Origin of the sequence: Atrimonas thermophila, assembly GCF_045864955.1 — a bacterium.
In the GTDB taxonomy this organism is placed as follows: domain Bacteria; phylum Atribacterota; class Atribacteria; order Atribacterales; family Thermatribacteraceae; genus Thermatribacter; species Thermatribacter velox.
Window position 1 is genome coordinate 2044146 of sequence record NZ_AP028803.1, and the last position, 19646, is coordinate 2063791.

Below are 19646 nucleotides of genomic sequence, written 5' to 3' on the forward strand. Positions count from 1 at the left end.
GGAGGTGAAACCAAGATGCCGCCTGTCAAAGAAGTAGGTGAAGTTTTTCGATGTGAAATCTGTGGCAATGTTGTTGAGGTGAAAGAAGTCGGCGGTGGAGAACTGGTCTGCTGCGGCCAACCCATGACCAAAGTAAAGTGAGGTAAGCACGATGCAACGGAAAAAACTTTTACTTACCTTCTGTCTATTCCTTGCCCTGTTGTTGCTGCTCCCGGCAGTTGCTCTGGCTCATCCTCCCTCACGAATCAATGCCGTTTTCAACCCAGAAACCAAAGTACTGGAACTCTCCATTCTTCACCAGGTTGGCGACCCTCGAGGTGACCACTATATCAACTCGCTAACCATTTCGTTAAACGGGAAAGTAGTCATTGAACAAGTATTCCTATCCCAGTTCACCCAAGCAGAGCAAAAGGCCCTTTATCTTCTAAATGATGCGCAAGAAGGCGATGTCATAGAGATTAAAGCAGTATGCAGCAAATTTGGAGAACAAACCCTCACTTACCAGGTGGAGTGAAGAATAAAGCCTTGTTAACCTGCATCCGAAAATTGAGGGGCTGGATACATTCCAGCCCCCAAAAAGAAAAACTTACTTTACGAAGCAGTGCAGTAGCGGTTCTTTTACTCCTTGCTCTGGGGGCAGCCGTCTTTCAAAACGCTCAAAAATCGTTGCTTGAAGACCTGAAAGAGCAATTCGCTTTTTCTTTCGCAGAAAACGAAAAAATCATGCAAACACTCTGTGAGCGTTTCGAACTCTCCTGTGAGCACAAAAACAAAAAAATTCGCATGCCTGCAGAAAAGCTCGCAGAATACACAGAAAGCATAGTGTACAAAGACATAGCCTACGGTAAAAAATCACGTCAGCGACTTGATATCCTGGTTCCCACAAGCATCCAAAAAGGAGAAAAACTCCCCGTAGTGGTCTTTTTCCATGGAGGAGCTTGGATGCGAGGGTCCAGAGAGGACTTACTATACTCCCACTTTGCCAGAAGCTTTACCCAGAACAGCTTCATTTTTGTGAATGTTGATTATCGTGTGTACCCGGAGGTTCGCTTCCCTGGTTTTTTCAACGACCCCAAGCATGCTATAGAGTGGGTCCATGAACACATTTCAAATTACGGTGGGAATCCTCATCACCTGATTTTAATGGGACATTCAGCAGGGGCACACCTGGTAGCTCTTCTCACCGTTCAGGACGACCTTTTGCCACCTGTAATTTTTTCCGACATTAAAAAAGTAGTTCTTTTGAGCGGTCCTTACCACCTTCCCGCTTACCGTGGCTATCTACAAACCGAATTTCGCGGCATCGTTGAAAAAGTGTTTCTACATCTTTTCGGGGGAGAAGAAAATCTCCCCGAAATTTCCCCGGTTAACCAGGTTGAAAAAACCCACATCCAATACCTGATAGCGGTAGGCGAAAAAGACCGGGTTACCCCTCCTGAACAGTCGCAACTGCTGTACCAAAAACTGCGCGAGAAAGGAAATAAGGCAGAGTTGATTGTTCTACCTAACACCGGACATGCCGGAACAGTTTTTTATTTAAATAGCGAATTCGACCAGTACGGCTTTTCCCGGAAAGTCCTGGATTTTCTTCAAAACCCGGCCCAAAACAGGCCGAACCCGTAAATCAATTCTTTCTGTCCCCTATAAGCTTTACTTTGCATAAACTCGGATTTATTATATTCAAAACCATGAAGATGGAGGTTTCCAATTGGCACACAAAAATAAGCCCTCACTCAAAGCAGTTGACCCTGCTAATCAACAGGAGAAGATTCTGGAAGACATTCTGGAAGTGGTTCTTCAGGAAGCAAGAAGAAGATTGCTTGAAGCCTCACGAGACCCACAGAGACCCAGATATCATTTCCTTCCCCCGCCAGGATGGATGAATGACCCCATCCCTTACTTCTATGACGGAAATTATCACGTTTTTTTTCAATACCATCCTGGGTTGCCTTTCTGGGGGAACATGCACTGGGACCATGCAGTGAGTAAAGACCTCATTTACTGGGAAAACCTTCCCATAGCACTCTTTCCAGAAAAAGGAAAACCCGATTCGGAAGGATGTTGGACGGGTAGCATCATAAAAAGAGGCAATCTATTCCTTGCCTTTTATACTGGCGTTTATCCTCAAAATCAGTGTCTTGCCCTGAGCAAGGATTTGATACGCTGGAAAAAATACCCCCAAAACCCGGTGATTTCTTACCTTCAAAAACCAGCCGAATTAAACGAGACCTTTCGAGATCCTCACGTCTGGCAAACGGATAATCGATGGTATATGCTCCTTGGCGCAGGAAAGTCTTACCTGGAAGGCTCTCCTCTTCTTTTTACATCTACTGATCTTCTGAAGTGGGAATACCTCCATCCCCTTTATCAGGGCCCTGCAGCAGGGGACGAATGCCCCGACTTTTTTCCATTGGGCGAGAAATGGGTTCTTCTTTCTTCGAGAAAACTCACCAAATGGGCAGTAGGAAACTTCAAAAATCTTTTCTTCGAACCAGAAACCTTCGGAATTGTAGACTATGGAAGTTTCTACGCAGGAAAAACACTTCTCGATAACAAAAATCGGAGGATTCTTTTTGGGTGGATCCATGAAGAAAGACCCGTAGAAGAACAACTCCGATCTGGCTGGAGTGGTGTCCTTTCCTTGCCTCGTCGCATTAGCCTTTCTCCGGATGGCTCGCTGAAGATAGAACCGGTGCCAGAATTGACCCAGCTAAGAAGGGAAACCCTTATCAAAGACTACTTTGAGCTAAAAGGTTTTACGGACAGCTCTGGATTCAGAGAATTTGAGATCCCCGGCGGCAACCAGATTGAAATAGAAATCATTTTTTCTAAAGTTGCGGCAAGAGAGTGGGGTCTAATCCTTCCAGGTGGAGAATCTATAATCTACGACAATGAAAGTAAACGATTCATGAATGAAGATTACCGGTTATCCAACAATCAGCGCGTGAACCTCCGCATATTCGTTGATAACTCGGTCATCGAAGTTTTTCTGAACGGAGATTTTTGCAAAACAGTAAGGCACTACCCGCCACTTGAGGCATATTCCCAGCCTCTACGAATATTTTGTAGAGACGGCAAAATACGAGTGGAAAAATTGAATGTGTGGTCGATGAAATCTATTTACGCTCATTCAATAAATGGAGCGGAATGACTTTTAACCTGGCCAGACCCTCTATCAAGCCGGACACATACTTCCCGTCAAGCTCGCCACAACCACAAGCGAAATAAACTCGCGAGGCTATACCTTGCTTGCGAACAATATTTGCAATTTTTTTCTTTAATTCCTCGGGAGCATTCTTCACAACCACAGACCAATAGCCCGCAGTTAAAGCGTGCAAATCGTTGCCACTATCTCCTGCATATATCACTTGGTTTTTGCCAAAACCGAGCTTCTTCCTAAGATACTCCAAGGCTCCGGCTTTAGTGCCTTTCTGGGGAACAATATCCAAAAACACAAGTTCAGAATTTGGATCAGAGCTTACCACAAGCTCGAAATTGGAACAAATCCTCTCGACTTTTCCCCTTATCTGATCAAGACGATTCTCCACTAAAGATGCACTGGCGAAATAATAACTTATTTTAAAGGGATTCTGATGATTCTCACTCTGCTCAAAAAGCCACCCGAATTGGGAAAGGCTTTCCGCTATTTTTTTTCGATTCCAACCAGGAGCACTTTGCACCAACGCCTTATCCCAATCCGTATCTCTTATGAAGGTCTCTCCTTCTCGGTAGAAAATCCTGGTTCCTATCTCAGCAATAGCAGCCCGAGGCAAAGGCAAATGATAGCTCTCAATAGCTTCCTGAATCTCCTGGAGGTTACGCCCCGTTACATAAACCAGAGTAAAGGAGCTCAAAGCCAGGGCTTTCTTGAAAAGCTTCAGTGCACTCCCGTACTTCTCCCCGCTACCTAACAAAGTACCATCAAGATCCGTTGCCAAAAGGTAGTTTCTTTTTCGCGTCGTGCCAGGTACTGAGCTACACAACGATTAGTCCCGCCTCCTCCATTTCATTAATCCATCTTCGGGTACTGCTCATCCAGGAGTGCTGTTGAGACTTCAGATATGCTTTTTCTCCTATCTTTTCCCTCAACTCAGCATTTTCAACTAAAAGATCCATCTGCTCAGCATAAGCCAGAGGAGTGTTTTTATCCACAATCAGAGCAGCTTCCCCAAGCACCTCATAAACAAAAGGCACAAAGGGAGAAGAGATAACGGCGCACCGGGAAGCCGCAGCTTCCTGAACTGCCATCCCCCATCCCTCCATCAAAGAAGCAGTTATGAAAACTTGAGCAAGAGCAAAAAGCTGAGCCACTTCTTCCTCGTTCAAAAGCCAATCAACAATAACCACATTTTCATCCGCACTTAACCTGCGATAACTTCTCATGATGCTGGGATAAAGGGGAGAAGCCGAATCCACATTCATAACAAGTAGCGTCTTTCTCCGGTTCTTCATCGAAGCAAAAGCCTTAAGCACTAAACCCTTTTGTTTAGTACGTGCAGTACGACTTAGCTCAAGAAAAACCACTTTTTCTTCGAGAAGTTTGACAACTTTTTCTCTGGAAATATTCAGTGCCCTACCAAGCACCTCAAGAGCCAGTAAGCACTCACTAATCTTACGGGGATAAAACACTTCAGTATCCACTGCTGGAGGAAACCAGAAAACTCGCTTAGGGCGAGAATGATATCTTTTCAGAGCTCTTTCAATCGCATGGGAGGTGGCAACTACACCACAGGAATTAGCAATGCACCTCTCTTCCTGAGCGATACGGTATTGAAAACGAAAGCGGGCAACATCCTGCGAGGAGGCATCCCGAAACCTCTCTTTTTTTAAAACGCCCAGAGAATGAGGAGTAAAAACATGGGCTGGCTCGGAAAAGCCTCTTTTGGTTAATTCTTCCGTTATCAAAACACCGAGTAAGCCACCATCCCAATAATGGGATGAAATAAAATGAAAACCTTCCAAATCCAGGGCAAGCTGCTCTCTAACCACTTCCATAAAAAAGTCCTTTTCCTTTTCCAGGTGCTCCAGGTTCAGCTCTTCCTTGGGTACAAATTCTTGAAAACCATCTTCGAGATATACAACACGAGAGAATAAACCTTCATCACCCCACACCCGATCATAGTAAGTAACTCCCCTTTGCATTTCTCCAGTCACTGGATGTGGAAATCCACCACGATTGAGAATAGTTACCTTATAACCCAATCTCACCAGAGCTTTGCTCAGATTATTAACGTATATGTTTTGTCCCCCAGTATCTACCGTAACCACAATTTGTGGAGCATGGCAACCGTGGTTGGTTATTAAAAGCACGTGCTTGCGTGGAGAATCGTTAAAAAATCGATGCTTCCAGTGCATTTCTTCCAGCCACAACACCTCCTTTTACCCATCCCATTATAACAGTGCCTCAAAATGGCTAATGTCCAGAACCATCTTGCCCCCTTGATGAGACGGAGAATCCCTAACTTTGAATTCCTGATCATTGACAATCCCGGTCGCTATACACTCTTTTTGGGCTCACGCTAAGCTAGGAAAGAGCAATGGCTTTAGAAAACTCCAGAGGAAAACTTTGCGGAATACTCCCCTGTTGAGTACCCTACATAATATGAACTACATGGTGATATTTTTTCTCAAAAATACCGCCTGGTTATACAGTCTACAAATTCCTCAATGTCCTGAAGGTGAGACTGAAGGATTTCATAAAGCCTCTCATCATTTAACCTTCCAGTAAAAGTGGACCAAGAGGTTTCTAAATCTTGCCATGTTAACCAAGTTTTGTGCCAGAGTTTCCGGCACTACACCCTTCCGTCCCAGGATAACAAAGGTATCCACGTAACTCTCCAGAATACCCCAGTGCTCACGGGAAATAATTGTGGTTTCCAACACTGGCACAGCCTTCTATAGCCACGACGAAGTAATACTTGATTGCCCCCAAGGATTTTGGATCACCAAGAATCCTTTCTTTTGTTTCCTGCTGAAACTCTTCAAGGATACTCAGGGCCTTTTCGATTTCACCCAGAAGATATAAGATTCTTTCTTTATCTACGGGCATTTTTGAACTCCTGGGCGTACCTTTTGAGAACTTCTCGAAAATCCAGGTATGTTTTCCACTTGAGGACGAGAAAATCACACCGAAAGTCTTCATTCATGTCTTTAATGAGAATACCACGAGAAGCCCGATACACGATGTAGTCGGGAGCATGATTGAGAATCACAACATCAACCGGAATACCCAAGACGCTTTCCAACTCCCGAGCAAGCTCAATATCGTAAAAGAGGTTACGTAGCCGAGGATGTTCTTCATCGCAGTACACTGCAATATCAATATCCCGAAAGCTTGCTTCTTTGGTAAAGGAACCAAAAAGATATGCAAAGATGATTTCTTCATGAGTATTGAGCACATTCTGTACTTTTTCCAGAATATCCGCCTTAGTGCGCATCATCTTTTGGCTCATTATATCATTTTTTCGCCAAACCAAGAGAAGGGCAGAAAACACGGAGATAGTGCTAACCAACAATATACTACCAAACCCAAAAAGAAATGTTTCTTCCACCAGGAAACCACAAAGAGCCGAAAAACCCGATCTCAAAAAACCTGAACTTCCTTCTTAATGAAACAGAAAACCTCTAATCTGAATTCCTGGTCATAATCCCTTTTCCATTTCCTGACAATCCGGTCGTTATACGCTCTTTTTGGGCTCACGCTAAGCCGGGAAAAAACAGCCCTAAATACCCGAAGGGCAAAAACAACTTTTGCTAAAAAGCTTAAAAAATCGCTTTGGTTTCAGAAATCGAGATAATTTCATAAAAAGACATTTTGAGAGGTTGTCTCAAAAAAGCAACTCTCCAACTATTGGCATAGAACCCCATCGCATTTGACAAAGGGAATAAAAAGCAGTAAAATACTTTTAAAAGTCATCATATGACCTGCTAATATGATAACAATGATAGTGAAAGAAAACCTGGTTAGCCAGGTAAAAAGAGAAATTCTTGCCTACATATTTAGAGAAGGACTCTCCAGGGGCAGCAAATTACCCTCCATAGAGAATTTAGCTTCTCTTTTCTCAGTAGGAAGGTCCACTGTACGAGAGGCGATACGTAGCCTGGAACAGGCACACATTCTCGAAACCCTCCAGGGGAAAGGCACTTTTCTTATTGCAGATCCCTCATCCCTGGGTAAGGACATATCCAGGTTGCGCAGTGCCACAGAAATGGCTCGGGATTCAGGAATTGAACTGGTCACTCTTAGAGTGGAAAAGGAGAAAATTCTCGCTGATGCCCTTATCTCTAAAAAACTGGGGATTCCTCTTGAAAGTCCTCTCGTTCTCTTAAAGCGTATAAGGGGCATTGAAAACGAACCATTGCTCTATCTGGAAGACATTATTCCAGAAAACTACACCGCAAATTTTTCTGATGGAGACTGGCACGGTTCGCTTTTCCAGGCATTGGAACAAAAAGGTATAGTTATTGCCTACTCGAAAGCCAAAATAATACCTTACTGCCCTGATAAAGATTTCCTGAAAAAGCTGGGTTTAAAAAGGAGTGTACCCTTTTTGTTGCTCGAACATGTTCATTATGATGCGAGAGGACAGGCAATCCTTTTTTCGAAAGATTACTACCATTCTGAATTTTTCCACTTTGAAGTACTGAGAAAACGTTTATGAGTTTTTTAATGTGAGGTGAGCAAAATGACCCAGTCTGTGTTAGACGTTTTAGAAACGGGTTATACCATGTCAGAACGAATTCGCTCTATGCGCGAAGCATTGCTGGAAACAATACCTGAAGTTTGTATAGAGAGAGCTCGTATTTATACCGAAACGTACCAGCAAAATGAAGCAGACCCCCCAATTTTGAAGAGAGCTAAAGCATTAGCCAGCACTCTGGAAAAAATGACTATTTTTATATATCAGGACGAGCTACTGGTTGGCAACCAAGCTTCGAAACCACGAGGAGCACCCATTTTTCCTGAGTACTCCTGGGATTGGATCGTTAATGAAATTGATGAATTTCACCGCAGGCCAGGTGACAAATTTCTCATCGACCAGAAAGCAAAAGAAATACTCCTCAAAGAAGTAATCCCTTACTGGAAAGGAAAAACCCTTTATGATAGAGCTACGCAAATCATTCCTGACTTTGTGCTGAAAGCTCAAGAAATAGGAGCCATTTCGGGAAGAGGGAACATCACTTCCGGTGATGGACACATTATTGTAAACTTCCCCAAGGTCCTGGAAAAGGGCTGGAAAGGATTGCTCGAAGAAACAATTGAAAAAAAGGAGTCTCTGGATCCCAGAGACCCCGATTTCATCAAGAAAAAAGTCTTCTATGAATCCGTAATTACCGTGCTGGAAGGAGTAATAAAGTTTATAAGAAGATATGAACAACTGGCCAAACTGGAGGCCGGTGTAACCGAGAACCCGCTCCGCAAAAGAGAACTTGAAAACATTGCTAAAGTGCTTGACCGCATTGCAGAACGACCCCCAACCAGCTTCTACGAAGCAATACAGCTTACCTGGTTTGTTCATTTAATCACTCAAATAGAAAGTAATGGACATTCTTTCTCTTTGGGAAGGTTAGATCAATATCTCTATCCTTACTGGGCTAAAGATTTTCAGGAAGGAAAAATTGACCACCAGTTTACTGTAGAGCTTTTACAGAACCTGTTCATTAAGATGTTCACTATCAACAAAATCCGTCCCTGGGCGCATACCCGCTTTGGGATGGGGTATACGACCTATCAGAACGTAACCATTGGCGGTCAGGACCGTTCTGGCCGAGATGCTACCAATGAATTGAGCATTCTTATCTTAAAAGCTGTAGGGGGGTTACGCTTAACAACTCCTAACCTTTCGGCGCGCTATCACACTACCTCCCCGCGTTTTTACCTTGAAGAATGTGCCAGGGTCATTAGGTTGGGATTTGGAATGCCAGCTATGAAGAACGACGAAATAATTATACCCGCCCTCATGGAAAAAGGGGCCACCATTGAAGACGCAAGAGATTATGCCATTGTCGGTTGCGTAGAAGCTGCAGTTCCTGGAAAATGGGGATATCGTAACACTGGTATGTCTTTCCTCAATGCGTTAAAAGTACTCGAAGTTACCCTTTATGGAGGAAAATGTCCTGTCAATGGTTGTTGCCTTCACACCACAAAAACACCTCAGCATTGCAAAAACTTTGAAGACTTTTATCAGGAATTTCGAAAACAACTTGCTTTTTACACTAAATGCGAAGTTTTAATGGATGCAGGAGCCGATACCGCACTCGAGGAACTGGTTCCTGACGCTTTTTGCTCAACGCTGGTAGACAATTGTCTGGAAAGAGGCAAGAGCATTAAAGAAGGAGGAGCGGTATACGACGTGGTTAGCGGTCCTTTTTCAGGATTAGCCAACACTGCAAATAGTCTCGCCTCCATTCGTAAATTAATATACGAAGAACGCGCTTTAACCTGGGAAGAACTGCTCACTGCGCTGCGAGAAAATTTCGAAAGCCCATCGGGCCAGATGGTGCTCAAAAAAATACGCGATAAAGTCCCCAAGTATGGTAATGATGAAGACTATGTGGATTCGCTTGCTCAAAGAGTTATGGAAGATTACCTTTATGAGCTTAAAAATTATCGTAATACCCGTTTTGGACGTGGTCCCATAGGCGGAAACTACTGTGGATCAACATCGAATATCTCTGCCAACGTCCCCTTGGGTATGGCTGTTGGAGCAACTCCTGACGGGAGGAAAGCGGGAGAACCTATAGCCGAAGGTGTTTCTCCTTTCTACGGAACTGAAAAAAAGGGTCCTACTGCGGTGCTTAAATCGGTGAGTAAACTTCCCACGATTAAAATGATTGCTCAACTACTCAACCTCAAATTTACCCCCTCAGTACTTGCCAAAGAAGAGGGCATTAAGAAACTTATCGACCTGATAATTACTTTTTTCCGGGATCTTAAGGGATGGCATGTCCAGTTCAACGTTGTTGATGCACAAACCCTTCGGGAAGCTCAAAAGAACCCCGAAAAATATCGTGACCTCATTGTTAGAGTGGCAGGCTATAGCGCTCTATTTGTTGCTCTGGACCCCAAAACCCAGGAAGATATAATTAGGCGTACCGAACATTCTCTGTAACCAAATAAATCGGATACGGGTGATCGAATTGGCTCGACACTGTGCACTGGGTATTGATATAGGCGGAACCAAACTCCGCCTGGGCCTGGTTACAGAAAATCTGGAAATACTAAAATGTTCTATTAGCGAGGAACACAGAAATTTTACCCCTGAGCAACTGGTCGATTTTATAGCCTTGAACGTAAGTAAATTATTGGAAAACTGCGGTAATATATTTATTGTGGGAGCTGGTGTGGGGTATCCCGGTCCAGTTGATTTCAAAAAGGGTTCTACATTTTCATATACCAATCTCCGTAACTCAGCCTGGGAAAAAACTCCTCTTAAAGAGTTTTTAGAGAAAAAACTTAAGATGCCAGTTTTGCTGGACAACGACGCCAACCTGGTAGGACTTGCTGAAATGCGCATCGGTGCAGGTAAAAACTTTACAAATGCAGTGTATCTCACCATCAGTACTGGCACAGGAGGAGCAATATTTATTGACCGAAAACTTTATAGGGGCTCCTTGGGAAGTGCTGGAGAATTCGGACACATGGTCGTTGATATAAATGGCTTTAGCTGCAAGTGCGGTAACACTGGTTGCTTGATGTCTTTGCTCTCGGGCCTTGGTCTCGAAGAATTTATAAATCGAGAACCCTTGTGCAAAAATCTTTTTTTATCTGATAGAACCCACGAGGATTGTGTAAGAAAACTGTTTGACCTCTTATCTGACCAACATCCCAAATTGCTGAAAGCGATTGAACCACTCATTCAATATCTATCTGTAGCCTTTCTTAACATAATTCAGATACTTAATCCAGAGGTTATCATAGTTGGCGGAAGCCTTGGAAAAAGGTTGGTCAATCTTTTTTCGCATGAGATAAGAACCTATCTCTCAGAGCACTTGCCAAAGGAGGTGATAGAAAACACGTATATTAAAGAAGCAGAACTTGGTGAATACGGTGGTGTAATAGGCGGTGCCATAATGGTTTTTGAATCATAATCCGGAGAAAACACAAAGCGTGAAATATTCCGGCACTGGCTCTATTCCAAAGGGTGTTGGTTCTTGTGTGATGCGTGAAAATTTGTATTTAAGGAGGAGAGAAGTATGAAAAAATTTTTGGGTTTGGTAGTGCTAATAGCCATCTTCCTGGCTTTTGGTGCTACTTTCTCTTTCACTATGGCCCAGGAAAAAGAAAACGAGTTCATCATTTTCCACTATTGGACAGCTGGAGGCGAAAAAGAAGCTATAGATGCGCTTTTTAAAATATACCAGGAGAGAAATCCTGGGGTAAAGATTGTGGAAAACCCTGTCGCTGGTGGTGGAGGAGAAACCATGCTGGCTGTTTTAATGAGCAACCTTGCGGCAGGGATACCACCAGATTCTTTCCAAGACCACCAGGGTAATCAACAAAAAGACTACATAGACGCAGGATATCTGGAAGCCGTCGACGATATCTGGGCCGAGACTAATTTCGAAGCACGTATCAATCCCATGTGGGTAAAAACTCTAAAATTTGACGGTCACGTATACTCAGTACCCATCAATGCACATCGCACTAACTGGTTGTGGTATAACAAAAAAATCCTGGAAGAAGTAGGAGTAAAACCACCCGAAAGTTACGAAGAGCTTTTAGAAGCCTGCAAAAAAATAAAGGAAGCCAAACCAGATGTGTCCCCTCTTGCCCTGGGTACTCGCGAAAAAGTATGGTCTACTTATCTATACGACATGGTCTTACTTACCACTGGTGGACCAGATTTTTACGAAAGAGCTAATACAGGGCAGATTGACTTTGCTAATGATCCAACTTTCCGGAAAGCCATGGAACGCTATGCAGCTTTGATTCCTTATATTTATCCCTGGCACGCTACTAAAAGCTGGGATGAAGCGGGAGCCTTGCTTAAAACCGGAGAAGCTGCCATGTACTGGATGGGTGACTGGATTCTGGGATATTACCTTAACATAGGCATGGAACCAGAAGTGGACTTTAGCGTAACAGCTATTCCTCCAAACGTATGGATGGGACATGCAGATACCTTCCCATTGCCTAAAGGAGCACCGCATCCTAACAACGCCAGAGACTGGATAAAAATGTGTACCACCCCCGAGGCCCAAAAAGCATTCAACCTGATTAAAGGATCGGTAACCATTGTTAACGATGTGCCTCCAGATGTATACCCGGATCCTTATCGCCAGAGAAGCGCTCGTGACCTTAGCTCCCTGAGAGCTGTCTGTGATGGATTTCATGGCGGTATGATTACACCTGCTTTTGGAAGCGAGCTCATGGACATACTGACCAAGTTCCTGGTTGATCAGGACGTTGACGCGGCAATTAGCGCTATAGCTGAAGCTGCTGAAAGAACAAATCTCGCTGAAGCTTGTAGCTGGTTCTGGAAGTAAAAAAGAGAGTTTCCCCATGCCGGTTTCTACCGGCATGGGGAACGGAGGAGACAAAAATGAGGTATTATCGAGCGTCCGGTATCGCGTTCCTTATACCCATCATAGTTTTGATTGTCATTTTTTACAGCATGATTGTCTGGGACTTTGTGGCCGCATTTACCTTCTGGCAGGGTTTAAAACCAACCTGGAAATTTGCTGGTCTATATAACTTTTCCCGATTATTTGGCATGGAAAGGTTCTGGATTAACATCCGTAACAACATTTTATGGTTGCTTTTCTTTATTGGACCCACAGTTTTTGTGGGGTTCATCCTTGCTTACCTCCTGACACATCTTAGAAGAGGTGAGAGTATTTTTTGGCAAATATTTCTCTTCCCCATGGCTCTCTCTTTCATTATTACCGGAGTGTTATGGGCTTGGATGTATGACCCCAGTTCCGGCCTGATTAATTCTATTCTCAAAATGTTGGGAGTGAACACTTCGCGCCTGGGTTGGATTGCGCTTCCAAAAACAGCCATATACTGCATGATTGTAGCGGCTTTCTGGCAATACCTTGGCTTCGCTCTGGTAATCTATCTGGGAGCCATAAAAGGCATACCCTACGAAATGGTTGAGGCTGCCAGAGTAGATGGTGCTTCTCACTGGACAGTAGCATTTAGAATCATTTTCCCTAATGTAGGTCACGCAACTCTCATCTGCACCACAATGCTCGCTATAACCACAGTAAAGGTCTTCGACCTGGTCTGGATAATGACCAGAGGTGGTCCTGGAGTCAGCACCGAAATTTTACCCTACTTAATGTACAGACTCACCTTTGACTCTCGAGATATCGGAATGGGGACAGCCACGAGTATTGTCATTCTGGCTCTCTCGGCAGCTATGGTTATCCCTTATTCCATGTGGGCCATAAAAAAGTGGGTGAGGATATGAAAGATCGCACTTTTGTTTTAACAATCACCGTTTTATTATGTGTTATGGTTTTTCTCTGGATGATACCAATATACGCCATGATTAGTACTTCGCTCAAAACTCAGGAAGAAGTAGCTCTGCAAAAGTACCTCGTTCCTCCCCAAAAACTTCAAACCAGCAATTACGCCAAAGCTTTTGAAGCACTAAAAATTGGCCTCAGAAATAGCCTGATTATCAGTTTGAGCGCTACGTTTGTATGTATTCTGATAGGATCCATGGCCGGGTACGCTCTTACTGGATTTAATTTTCGTTTCGCGACTTACCTCTTTTTTGCAATTGTTGTAGTAACTTTTTTGCCTTACCACGTAATCCTTATCCCCATAACCCAGTTCCTCAAAACCCTTAACCTCTTAAACACTTACTGGGGACTTATTCTGATTTACGTTATATTGAATGCACCAATGGCCACACTTATTACAGGAACCTTTTTTATGAAAGTCCCTCCTGATCTGGAAGAAGCCGCTATACTTGATGGATGCAAGCCTTTCAAATACTATTTAAAAATCTTGCTGCCGGTATCCTTGCCCGGTTTGATTTCGGCAACCATTCTGGTTTTCATCCAGATATACAACGAGTTTTTGCTGGGTATTGCCCTAACCAGAGGACCACAGGTCAAGCCGGTGATGCCCTTTTTAGCTGAACTTAAAGGTACTCAGATAGCCCAATGGCACATTCAAATGGCCGGTGCAGTAATCACCTCGATAATTCCTGTGTTGGTCTTCATTTTCCTTGGTAGGTACTTCATATCCGGCCTCATGGCTGGATATGGCAAAGGATGATAAAGGGGGTTGTTACCTTTGAAAAATCAGGAAACATTAAAAGTGCTTCTGGTAGGCGAAACCTGGATAGTATCGAAGTTTCACATAAAAGGTTTCGATGTTGTCCCATTGGGAGGATATGAAGATTTTTCTATTTACTTTAGAGAAGCCCTGCAAAAATATGCTGACCTTGAAGTAGATCATCTACCTAACCACCTTGCTCTATCCATGTTTCCCCAAACTCTTGAAGAGCTCAAAAAATACGATGTCCTGATACTGAGCGATGTGGGAAGAAATACTTTAACCCTTTATCCAGACGTTTTCAGAGTACCGATGGGCAAAGACAAACTAACCCTTATACGCGACTTTGTTGCCGAGGGAGGAGCACTGGTCATGTGTGGCGGCTGGATGTCTTTCCAGGGTTTCAGAGCTATGGCAAACTACCATGGAAGCCCAGTTGAAGAAGCATTGCCAGTTCATATTCAAACAACCGATGATAGAGTGGAAACGACCGAGGGCGTTAAACCCGAGATACTCCTTCCTGAACATCCAGCATTAAAAGGGATTCCCCTTCGAGAGTGGCCTCTCTTTCTTGGATATAACAAGCTGAAAGCAAAAGATGGAGCCGAAACCATTGCCAAATTCGGCGAAGATGTCTTTATCGCTGTCTGGGAGTACGAAAAGGGAAGGAGTATGGCCTTTTCCTCCGACATGGCACCTCACTGGGGTACTGCTTTCGTAAACTGGCAGTACTATGCTCAATTCTGGTATCAGAGCTTAAAGTGGTTAGCTAAAAGATAACCAGTACCCTTGATTTTAAAACAAGGAGAAACACGAAAGACTTATGAAAGGAATCGTCTTTGACATACAGCATTTTTCTATACACGATGGGCCAGGGATAAGAACTACTGTGTTCTTAAAAGGGTGTCCTCTGCGCTGTCTCTGGTGCCACAACCCAGAATCCCAGAAACCCGAACCAGAAATAGGTTTCTGGCCTGAGCAATGTCTGGAATGTGGCACCTGTGAGAAAGTATGCCCTTACCATGCCTGCAATCTCCAAAATCCCCACCGGGTCAATCGTCAAAAGTGTACTCTCTGTGGCAAGTGTATAGAATTATGTCCGGTTTCTGCGCTCTTCATTATTGGAAAGGAAATGAGCGTTGAAGAAGTAATTGCCGAAGTGTCTAAAGACGAAGCTTTTTATAGCCAATCCGGTGGAGGAGTAACCATCTCAGGAGGAGAACCCCTCTATCAGTTTGAATTTGTCCGCTCTTTAACTCTTCGTCTAAAAAAGCTGGGATATCATATCGCAATTGACACTTCAGGCTATATCAGGGGTACACCGGAAGACCTGCAACGTCTCCTGGAAATAGCTGACATGGTAGACCTTGTGCTCTATGACCTAAAAGTAATTGATGCCCAAAAACATCTCAAATACACGGGTGTTAACAATAAAAGCATTTTGCAAAACGCCTTGCAGTTGGCCAGCCGGTACCCCTCAAAATGTTTATTCCGTTACCCGCTAATACCGGGCATAAATGATTCTCAGGAAGACATAGCAATGCTTACCGAGTTTCTCGCTTCCATCCCCAAATGTAAAATTGAATTACTCGCCTATCATCGCTTAGGAATAAACAAGTACGCCCGCATAGGCAAAGTGTACGCACTCGAAAAGCTCCCTTTGCCAGAGCAAAAGCACCTGGAATCCGTGAAGCTCCAGATATCAAAGCTTTCCAACGTGCAATTGCTGGAAAGCTGAATTTGCGCTAATATGGAAAAAATTCTTTAATAGGGAGTGCCCATGCAATACCAGAAAGTAATGCTTGCTGCGAACCGGGTAGAAGCAGAACTCATAAAAGGGTATCTTGAAGCAGAGGGAATACGGGTAATTCTCCGCCCCTCCACCGAGCCTTACGGAGGAGAAGCCTACTTTGGAGATACGGGTCCCTTAGAGATATTGGTTCCGCAACCACTTGCACAGAAAGCTAAATTGATCATCAACGATATTCGCCCTCGAAAATAGCGCTTTTAGAAAGTGTGGTATAATTATTAAAAATTCTCGTTAACGTTAACGTGATGAACGACCACAAGCGAAGACCAACCATAAAAGACATTGCCTCTTTAGCCGGGGTTTCCATTGGTACTGTGGACCGGGCGCTTCACAACCGGCGTGGGATAGACCCTCAAACTCGGCAAAGGATTTTGACTATTGCCGAAAAAATTGGTTATCGCAAAAACCGAGTAGCCAGCATTCTTACCAGAAAGAAACCTTTGGTTTTTGCAGCTGTCTTTCCACAAAAACTTCACTATTTCTACGATGACGTACGGCAGGGCTTCAAAGAGGCCATAGAAGCCCTACAGGATTTCAAAGTATACCCCCTGGTTTACAGTGTTGAAAGCCTGGGGCAGGGAGAAGAAAATGTTTTGCAAAAACTTCTCCAAGAAGATATTGATGCTCTGGTGCTTACACCCGGTCATCGCAGCAAACTGAACCCCCTGATTAATCAGTTTGTCGAAAAGAACATACCCGTGGTTACTGTGTCCACAGATGCCCCAGAGAGTAAGAGATTAACCTCGGTTTGTGTCAACCCTTATCAAAACGGTGAGCTGGCTGGTGAATTGCTTGCCAAAATTGTTACCGGATACCGGGTGGCCATTATGGTTGGTTCTCTGGAAATAGAGGACCACCGTCAGAAAGTGGACGGTTTCACCAATGCTTTTCTCGCTATGCACCCAGATGGAGAAGTGGTAGCGGTAGTAGAGAACCATGAAAGGGAAGAACTGGCTGCTCAAAACACGGAGGAATTATTACGGAAATACCCCGATCTTGCAGGAATCTATGTCGCCACAGCAAACTCGGTAGCTGTCTGTAAGGTACTTGCTGAGCAACGTGCAAGCCATACAATCAAGCTGATCACCACAGATCTTTTTGAGGAAATGGTTGATTATCTCAAAAAGGGGGTGATACAGGCAACGCTTTTTCAAAATCCTTACCGTCAGGGATGGGAAGCAGTAAACATTCTTTTTCAGTTCCTAACCGAGAAACGGAAACCACCAACCCATCATTATCTGGAACCTGTGGTGGTAATGTGTAGTAATCTGGATTTTTATTATCCTCAATTCAAAAGGAGGGTCTTGAAATGAGCAAGAAATGGTTGGTTTTAGCCCTGATTGCCTTGATGACCCTGGTTGCAGGTTGGGCATTCGCTGGAGAACTCACCGTGTGGTCTTCACCCGACAATGCCGACGCCTTGTATGAGCTTGCCCAGAACTTTATGGCCCAGCATCCAGAAGTCAAAATTGAAATAACTCCTCTTTCCTGGGAAGTCCTGTACCCACGTATCCTGCAAGACATAACCAGCAAAACCGGCGCTTTTGATGTAACCACCTGGGACTTAATGACTGCCGGAGCCATCGCCCCTGGATTTGTGGACCTGGAAGCTTTTGCTCAAGCCAATCCAGACCTGGTGGATCCCAATTTCGATGACGACGATTTTATCCCCACAGCAAGATACGTCTATGGTTACTGGCAGGACAAGCGTATTGGTTATCCTTTCTATGGAGCAACCATGTTCTTCTTTTATCGCAAAGACCTTTTCGAAAATGAGACACTTAAAGCCAAATTCCAGGCTGAATACGGAAAAGAGCTTCGCGTGCCCCAGACCTGGGAAGAAGCAAAAGACATCGCCAAGTTCTTTACCAAAAAGTTTAATCCCGACTCTCCCACTGAATACGGTATTGCCTTAATGTTCCCCCGTACCCACACTCTTTTCTACATGTACTTGAATTTCTTTGGTCCCTATCGCCGCAGCGAAGAGGGTATAGCCAAATTTGGAGAAGTGGATCTCGACTGGGGTGATTATTTCACTGCAGACCACAAGCCAGCTTTCAACTCCGAAGAGGGAGTAAAAGCCCTGCAAGATATGATTGAACTCATGCAGTACGCTCCCGACCCCTTGGGCTCTGACTACGGCGAAACTCTGGAAGCGTTTGCTAAGGGTAGGGTAGCCATGGTTCCCCAGTGGACCGCCTGTTTAGCCAGCTGGAAAGAATCGCCTGAGCTGCAGCCATTTGAAGAAAAAGTTGGCGTTGCAGTTATGCCTGGAGGTGCTCCAGTAAGCGGTGGCTGGGGTATCGGTATCAATGAAGCATCTGACAACAAAAAAGAAGCTTTCCAGTTCATCCAGTACGCAACCAGCAAGGAAGGCGACAAAATTCAGTGGCTAAAATACCGCATAGGTCCCACCCGAAAATCGGTTGTCTACGACCCTGAAGTATTAGCCGATTCGCCCTGGCTCAAAGACGCCTACATTCAGTCTCTGGAAGGCGCATCTCACCGTCCACGCATTCCTGAAGAGCCAAGGCTCGAAGATATTCTGGTTGGTACTCTTTCAGAAATTCTTCTTGGCCAGCAGCCTGCTTCAATTGACACTCTGAATATGGTAGCCGAAGACTGGATAAAAACCCTGAGCAAATGAAAAGCGAACAGGTGGGGGGCATTGTATGCCCCCCACCTTAAGGAGGAGAGTCATGCTTTCTGCTCTGCACAGAAGAAAAAGAATTGGTTTTTTGATGGTTCTTCCCCTGCTTTTGCTTTTCATAGGGCTGACCGTTTATCCTTTTGCCTACATGATATACATGTCTTTTCACAGATACACCCTTGCTTCTTGGGAAAAACCAGAATTTATTGGCTTTGAAAATTACAAAGAAATATTTCAGGACCGCACTGCTCGCTCCAGTGTCAAGTTTACTATCTTGCTCCTGGCAGTTGCCTGTCCTCTGGAAATAGTGCTTGGAATCGGTATTGCTTTCCTCCTTCGTGACTTTTTTGGAGAAAAAGTATTCAGAAGTACTCTCCTGATTCCCATGATGGTACCTCCAGTTGTAGCAGGAATAGCCTGGAAAATGCTTTTTAACTTTGAATTTGGACCTATCAATTACTTCCTCTCGCTTTTGGGTATTGGCAAGGTTTCCTGGTTGGGCACTCAATTCTTTGCACAGCTGGGCATAATCCTTATCGACGTTTGGCAGTGGACACCTTTTGTGTTCCTGGTGATTTACGCAGGCTTACAATCCATACCTCGGGATGTGGTGGAAGCAAGCCTTGTGGATGGAGCCAGCGGATGGAGTGCACTTCGCTACATTGAACTCCCGCTCCTCAAGCCCCTCATCTGGGTAGTGCTGATTATTCGCCTGATTGATATTTTGAAAATATTTGACCTGGTCTACATGGTGACCTTCGGAGGACCGGGTTCAGCAACTCATTCTTACAGTTTTTATATTTATAAAGTAGGCATATCATTCGGATGGGACATTGGCTATGCCTCAGCCCTGAGCGTAATCCTTTTGATTGTAGTATCGCTTTTGACCAACCTCCTGATTCGCTTCCTGCGACTCAGAGAAGTGCTGGGACTCTGAAGGAGGAAAGACA

At 44.3% G+C, this 19646-nt stretch carries 21 protein-coding genes; 16 read left to right on the forward strand and 5 right to left on the reverse strand.

Annotation, left to right across the window (positions count from 1 at the left end; genetic code table 11):
* Window positions 1-15 precede the first annotated feature (15 nt).
* From ACKTT1_RS10615 to ACKTT1_RS10630, 4 genes are all read left to right on the forward strand, one after another.
* Entirely contained in the window at window positions 16-141 is a 126-nt protein-coding gene (locus ACKTT1_RS10615; RefSeq protein ID WP_369018378.1) for a desulfoferrodoxin FeS4 iron-binding domain-containing protein, read from the forward strand.
* Window positions 142-151: 10 nt separating this feature from the next.
* Entirely contained in the window at window positions 152-514 is a 363-nt protein-coding gene (locus ACKTT1_RS10620) for a hypothetical protein (RefSeq protein ID WP_412709549.1), read from the forward strand.
* A 32-nt stretch (window positions 515-546) separates the two neighbouring features.
* Complete coding sequence (locus tag ACKTT1_RS10625) at window positions 547-1623, forward strand: alpha/beta hydrolase (protein WP_412709550.1); 1077 nt, start codon at window positions 547-549, stop codon at window positions 1621-1623.
* 85 nt (window positions 1624-1708) lie between these two features.
* Window positions 1709-3151: a glycoside hydrolase family 32 protein gene (locus ACKTT1_RS10630; protein ID WP_412709551.1), complete on the forward strand. Its 1443-nt coding sequence runs from the start codon at window positions 1709-1711 to the stop codon at window positions 3149-3151.
* Here the strand turns inward: ACKTT1_RS10630 and ACKTT1_RS10635 are convergent.
* The 5 genes from ACKTT1_RS10635 to ACKTT1_RS10655 form a co-directional block, all read right to left on the reverse strand.
* Complete coding sequence (locus ACKTT1_RS10635) at window positions 3117-3983, reverse strand: HAD-IIB family hydrolase (RefSeq protein ID WP_412709552.1); 867 nt, start codon at window positions 3981-3983, stop codon at window positions 3117-3119. The genes ACKTT1_RS10630 and ACKTT1_RS10635 overlap by 35 nt on opposite strands.
* On the reverse strand, window positions 3976-5370 hold the full coding sequence (locus tag ACKTT1_RS10640) for a glycosyltransferase (protein WP_412709553.1): 1395 nt from the start codon (window positions 5368-5370) through the stop codon (window positions 3976-3978). The genes ACKTT1_RS10635 and ACKTT1_RS10640 overlap by 8 nt, the downstream gene beginning before the upstream one ends.
* Before the next feature lie 339 nt (window positions 5371-5709).
* The gene (locus tag ACKTT1_RS10645) at window positions 5710-5883 is read right to left on the reverse strand and encodes a DUF86 domain-containing protein (RefSeq protein WP_412709554.1); all 174 of its coding nucleotides are present in this window, start codon (window positions 5881-5883) and stop codon (window positions 5710-5712) included.
* Window positions 5855-6049, reverse strand: coding sequence for a HepT-like ribonuclease domain-containing protein (locus tag ACKTT1_RS10650; RefSeq protein ID WP_412709555.1), 195 nt, complete (start codon window positions 6047-6049; stop codon window positions 5855-5857). Before ACKTT1_RS10650 ends, ACKTT1_RS10645 begins: the two co-directional genes overlap by 29 nt.
* Window positions 6036-6452 carry a nucleotidyltransferase domain-containing protein gene (locus ACKTT1_RS10655; protein ID WP_412709556.1) on the reverse strand — a complete coding sequence of 139 codons (417 nt, stop codon included), beginning with the start codon at window positions 6450-6452 and terminating at the stop codon, window positions 6036-6038. Before ACKTT1_RS10655 ends, ACKTT1_RS10650 begins: the two co-directional genes overlap by 14 nt.
* A gap of 489 nt (window positions 6453-6941) precedes the next feature.
* On the opposite strand from ACKTT1_RS10655, the gene ACKTT1_RS10660 reads away from it, so the two are divergent.
* The 12 genes from ACKTT1_RS10660 to ACKTT1_RS10715 all read left to right on the forward strand — a co-directional run bounded on the left by ACKTT1_RS10660 (window position 6942) and on the right by ACKTT1_RS10715 (window position 19633).
* Window positions 6942-7661 carry a GntR family transcriptional regulator gene (locus ACKTT1_RS10660; RefSeq protein WP_412709557.1) on the forward strand — a complete coding sequence of 240 codons (720 nt, stop codon included), beginning with the start codon at window positions 6942-6944 and terminating at the stop codon, window positions 7659-7661.
* A 24-nt stretch (window positions 7662-7685) separates the two neighbouring features.
* On the forward strand, window positions 7686-10112 hold the full coding sequence (locus tag ACKTT1_RS10665) for a glycyl radical protein (RefSeq protein ID WP_412709558.1): 2427 nt from the start codon (window positions 7686-7688) through the stop codon (window positions 10110-10112).
* 19 nt (window positions 10113-10131) lie between these two features.
* Window positions 10132-11091 (forward strand): ROK family protein, encoded by a 960-nt coding sequence (locus ACKTT1_RS10670; RefSeq protein ID WP_412709559.1) that lies wholly within the window; start codon window positions 10132-10134, stop codon window positions 11089-11091.
* Between the two features lie 105 nt (window positions 11092-11196).
* Window positions 11197-12489: an ABC transporter substrate-binding protein gene (locus ACKTT1_RS10675; protein WP_412709560.1), complete on the forward strand. Its 1293-nt coding sequence runs from the start codon at window positions 11197-11199 to the stop codon at window positions 12487-12489.
* Between the two features lie 56 nt (window positions 12490-12545).
* Window positions 12546-13418, forward strand: coding sequence for a carbohydrate ABC transporter permease (locus ACKTT1_RS10680; RefSeq protein WP_412709561.1), 873 nt, complete (start codon window positions 12546-12548; stop codon window positions 13416-13418).
* Window positions 13415-14236 carry a carbohydrate ABC transporter permease gene (locus ACKTT1_RS10685; RefSeq protein WP_412709562.1) on the forward strand — a complete coding sequence of 274 codons (822 nt, stop codon included), beginning with the start codon at window positions 13415-13417 and terminating at the stop codon, window positions 14234-14236. The genes ACKTT1_RS10680 and ACKTT1_RS10685 overlap by 4 nt, the downstream gene beginning before the upstream one ends.
* Before the next feature lie 18 nt (window positions 14237-14254).
* Window positions 14255-15016, forward strand: coding sequence for a glutamine amidotransferase (locus ACKTT1_RS10690; protein WP_412709563.1), 762 nt, complete (start codon window positions 14255-14257; stop codon window positions 15014-15016).
* A 43-nt stretch (window positions 15017-15059) separates the two neighbouring features.
* Window positions 15060-15974: a glycyl-radical enzyme activating protein gene (locus ACKTT1_RS10695; protein ID WP_412709564.1), complete on the forward strand. Its 915-nt coding sequence runs from the start codon at window positions 15060-15062 to the stop codon at window positions 15972-15974.
* Window positions 15975-16016: 42 nt separating this feature from the next.
* Complete coding sequence (locus ACKTT1_RS10700; protein WP_369018363.1) at window positions 16017-16238, forward strand: putative signal transducing protein; 222 nt, start codon at window positions 16017-16019, stop codon at window positions 16236-16238.
* 53 nt (window positions 16239-16291) lie between these two features.
* The gene (locus tag ACKTT1_RS10705; RefSeq protein WP_412709565.1) at window positions 16292-17359 is read left to right on the forward strand and encodes a LacI family DNA-binding transcriptional regulator; all 1068 of its coding nucleotides are present in this window, start codon (window positions 16292-16294) and stop codon (window positions 17357-17359) included.
* Entirely contained in the window at window positions 17356-18693 is a 1338-nt protein-coding gene (locus tag ACKTT1_RS10710) for an ABC transporter substrate-binding protein (RefSeq protein ID WP_412709566.1), read from the forward strand. The genes ACKTT1_RS10705 and ACKTT1_RS10710 overlap by 4 nt, the downstream gene beginning before the upstream one ends.
* Before the next feature lie 52 nt (window positions 18694-18745).
* A complete protein-coding gene (locus ACKTT1_RS10715; RefSeq protein ID WP_412709567.1) occupies window positions 18746-19633 on the forward strand; it encodes a carbohydrate ABC transporter permease in 888 nt (295 codons plus the stop codon).
* Window positions 19634-19646: the final 13 nt, after the last annotated feature.

What these genes read in the sequence shown, in the direction of transcription:
- ACKTT1_RS10615 (WP_369018378.1), top strand. Translation starts at nt 16, where the DNA reads ATGCCGCCTGTCAAAGAAGTAGGTGAAGTTTTTCGATGTGAAATCTGT.
- ACKTT1_RS10620 (WP_412709549.1), top strand. Translation starts at nt 152, where the DNA reads ATGCAACGGAAAAAACTTTTACTTACCTTCTGTCTATTCCTTGCCCTG.
- ACKTT1_RS10650 (WP_412709555.1), bottom strand. Translation starts at nt 6,049, where the DNA reads ATGCCCGTAGATAAAGAAAGAATCTTATATCTTCTGGGTGAAATCGAA.
- ACKTT1_RS10655 (WP_412709556.1), bottom strand. Translation starts at nt 6,452, where the DNA reads ATGAGCCAAAAGATGATGCGCACTAAGGCGGATATTCTGGAAAAAGTA.
- ACKTT1_RS10660 (WP_412709557.1), top strand. Translation starts at nt 6,942, where the DNA reads ATGATAGTGAAAGAAAACCTGGTTAGCCAGGTAAAAAGAGAAATTCTT.
- ACKTT1_RS10665 (WP_412709558.1), top strand. Translation starts at nt 7,686, where the DNA reads ATGACCCAGTCTGTGTTAGACGTTTTAGAAACGGGTTATACCATGTCA.
- ACKTT1_RS10675 (WP_412709560.1), top strand. Translation starts at nt 11,197, where the DNA reads ATGAAAAAATTTTTGGGTTTGGTAGTGCTAATAGCCATCTTCCTGGCT.
- ACKTT1_RS10680 (WP_412709561.1), top strand. Translation starts at nt 12,546, where the DNA reads ATGAGGTATTATCGAGCGTCCGGTATCGCGTTCCTTATACCCATCATA.
- ACKTT1_RS10685 (WP_412709562.1), top strand. Translation starts at nt 13,415, where the DNA reads ATGAAAGATCGCACTTTTGTTTTAACAATCACCGTTTTATTATGTGTT.
- ACKTT1_RS10695 (WP_412709564.1), top strand. Translation starts at nt 15,060, where the DNA reads ATGAAAGGAATCGTCTTTGACATACAGCATTTTTCTATACACGATGGG.
- ACKTT1_RS10700 (WP_369018363.1), top strand. Translation starts at nt 16,017, where the DNA reads ATGCAATACCAGAAAGTAATGCTTGCTGCGAACCGGGTAGAAGCAGAA.
- ACKTT1_RS10705 (WP_412709565.1), top strand. Translation starts at nt 16,292, where the DNA reads ATGAACGACCACAAGCGAAGACCAACCATAAAAGACATTGCCTCTTTA.
- ACKTT1_RS10710 (WP_412709566.1), top strand. Translation starts at nt 17,356, where the DNA reads ATGAGCAAGAAATGGTTGGTTTTAGCCCTGATTGCCTTGATGACCCTG.
- ACKTT1_RS10715 (WP_412709567.1), top strand. Translation starts at nt 18,746, where the DNA reads ATGCTTTCTGCTCTGCACAGAAGAAAAAGAATTGGTTTTTTGATGGTT.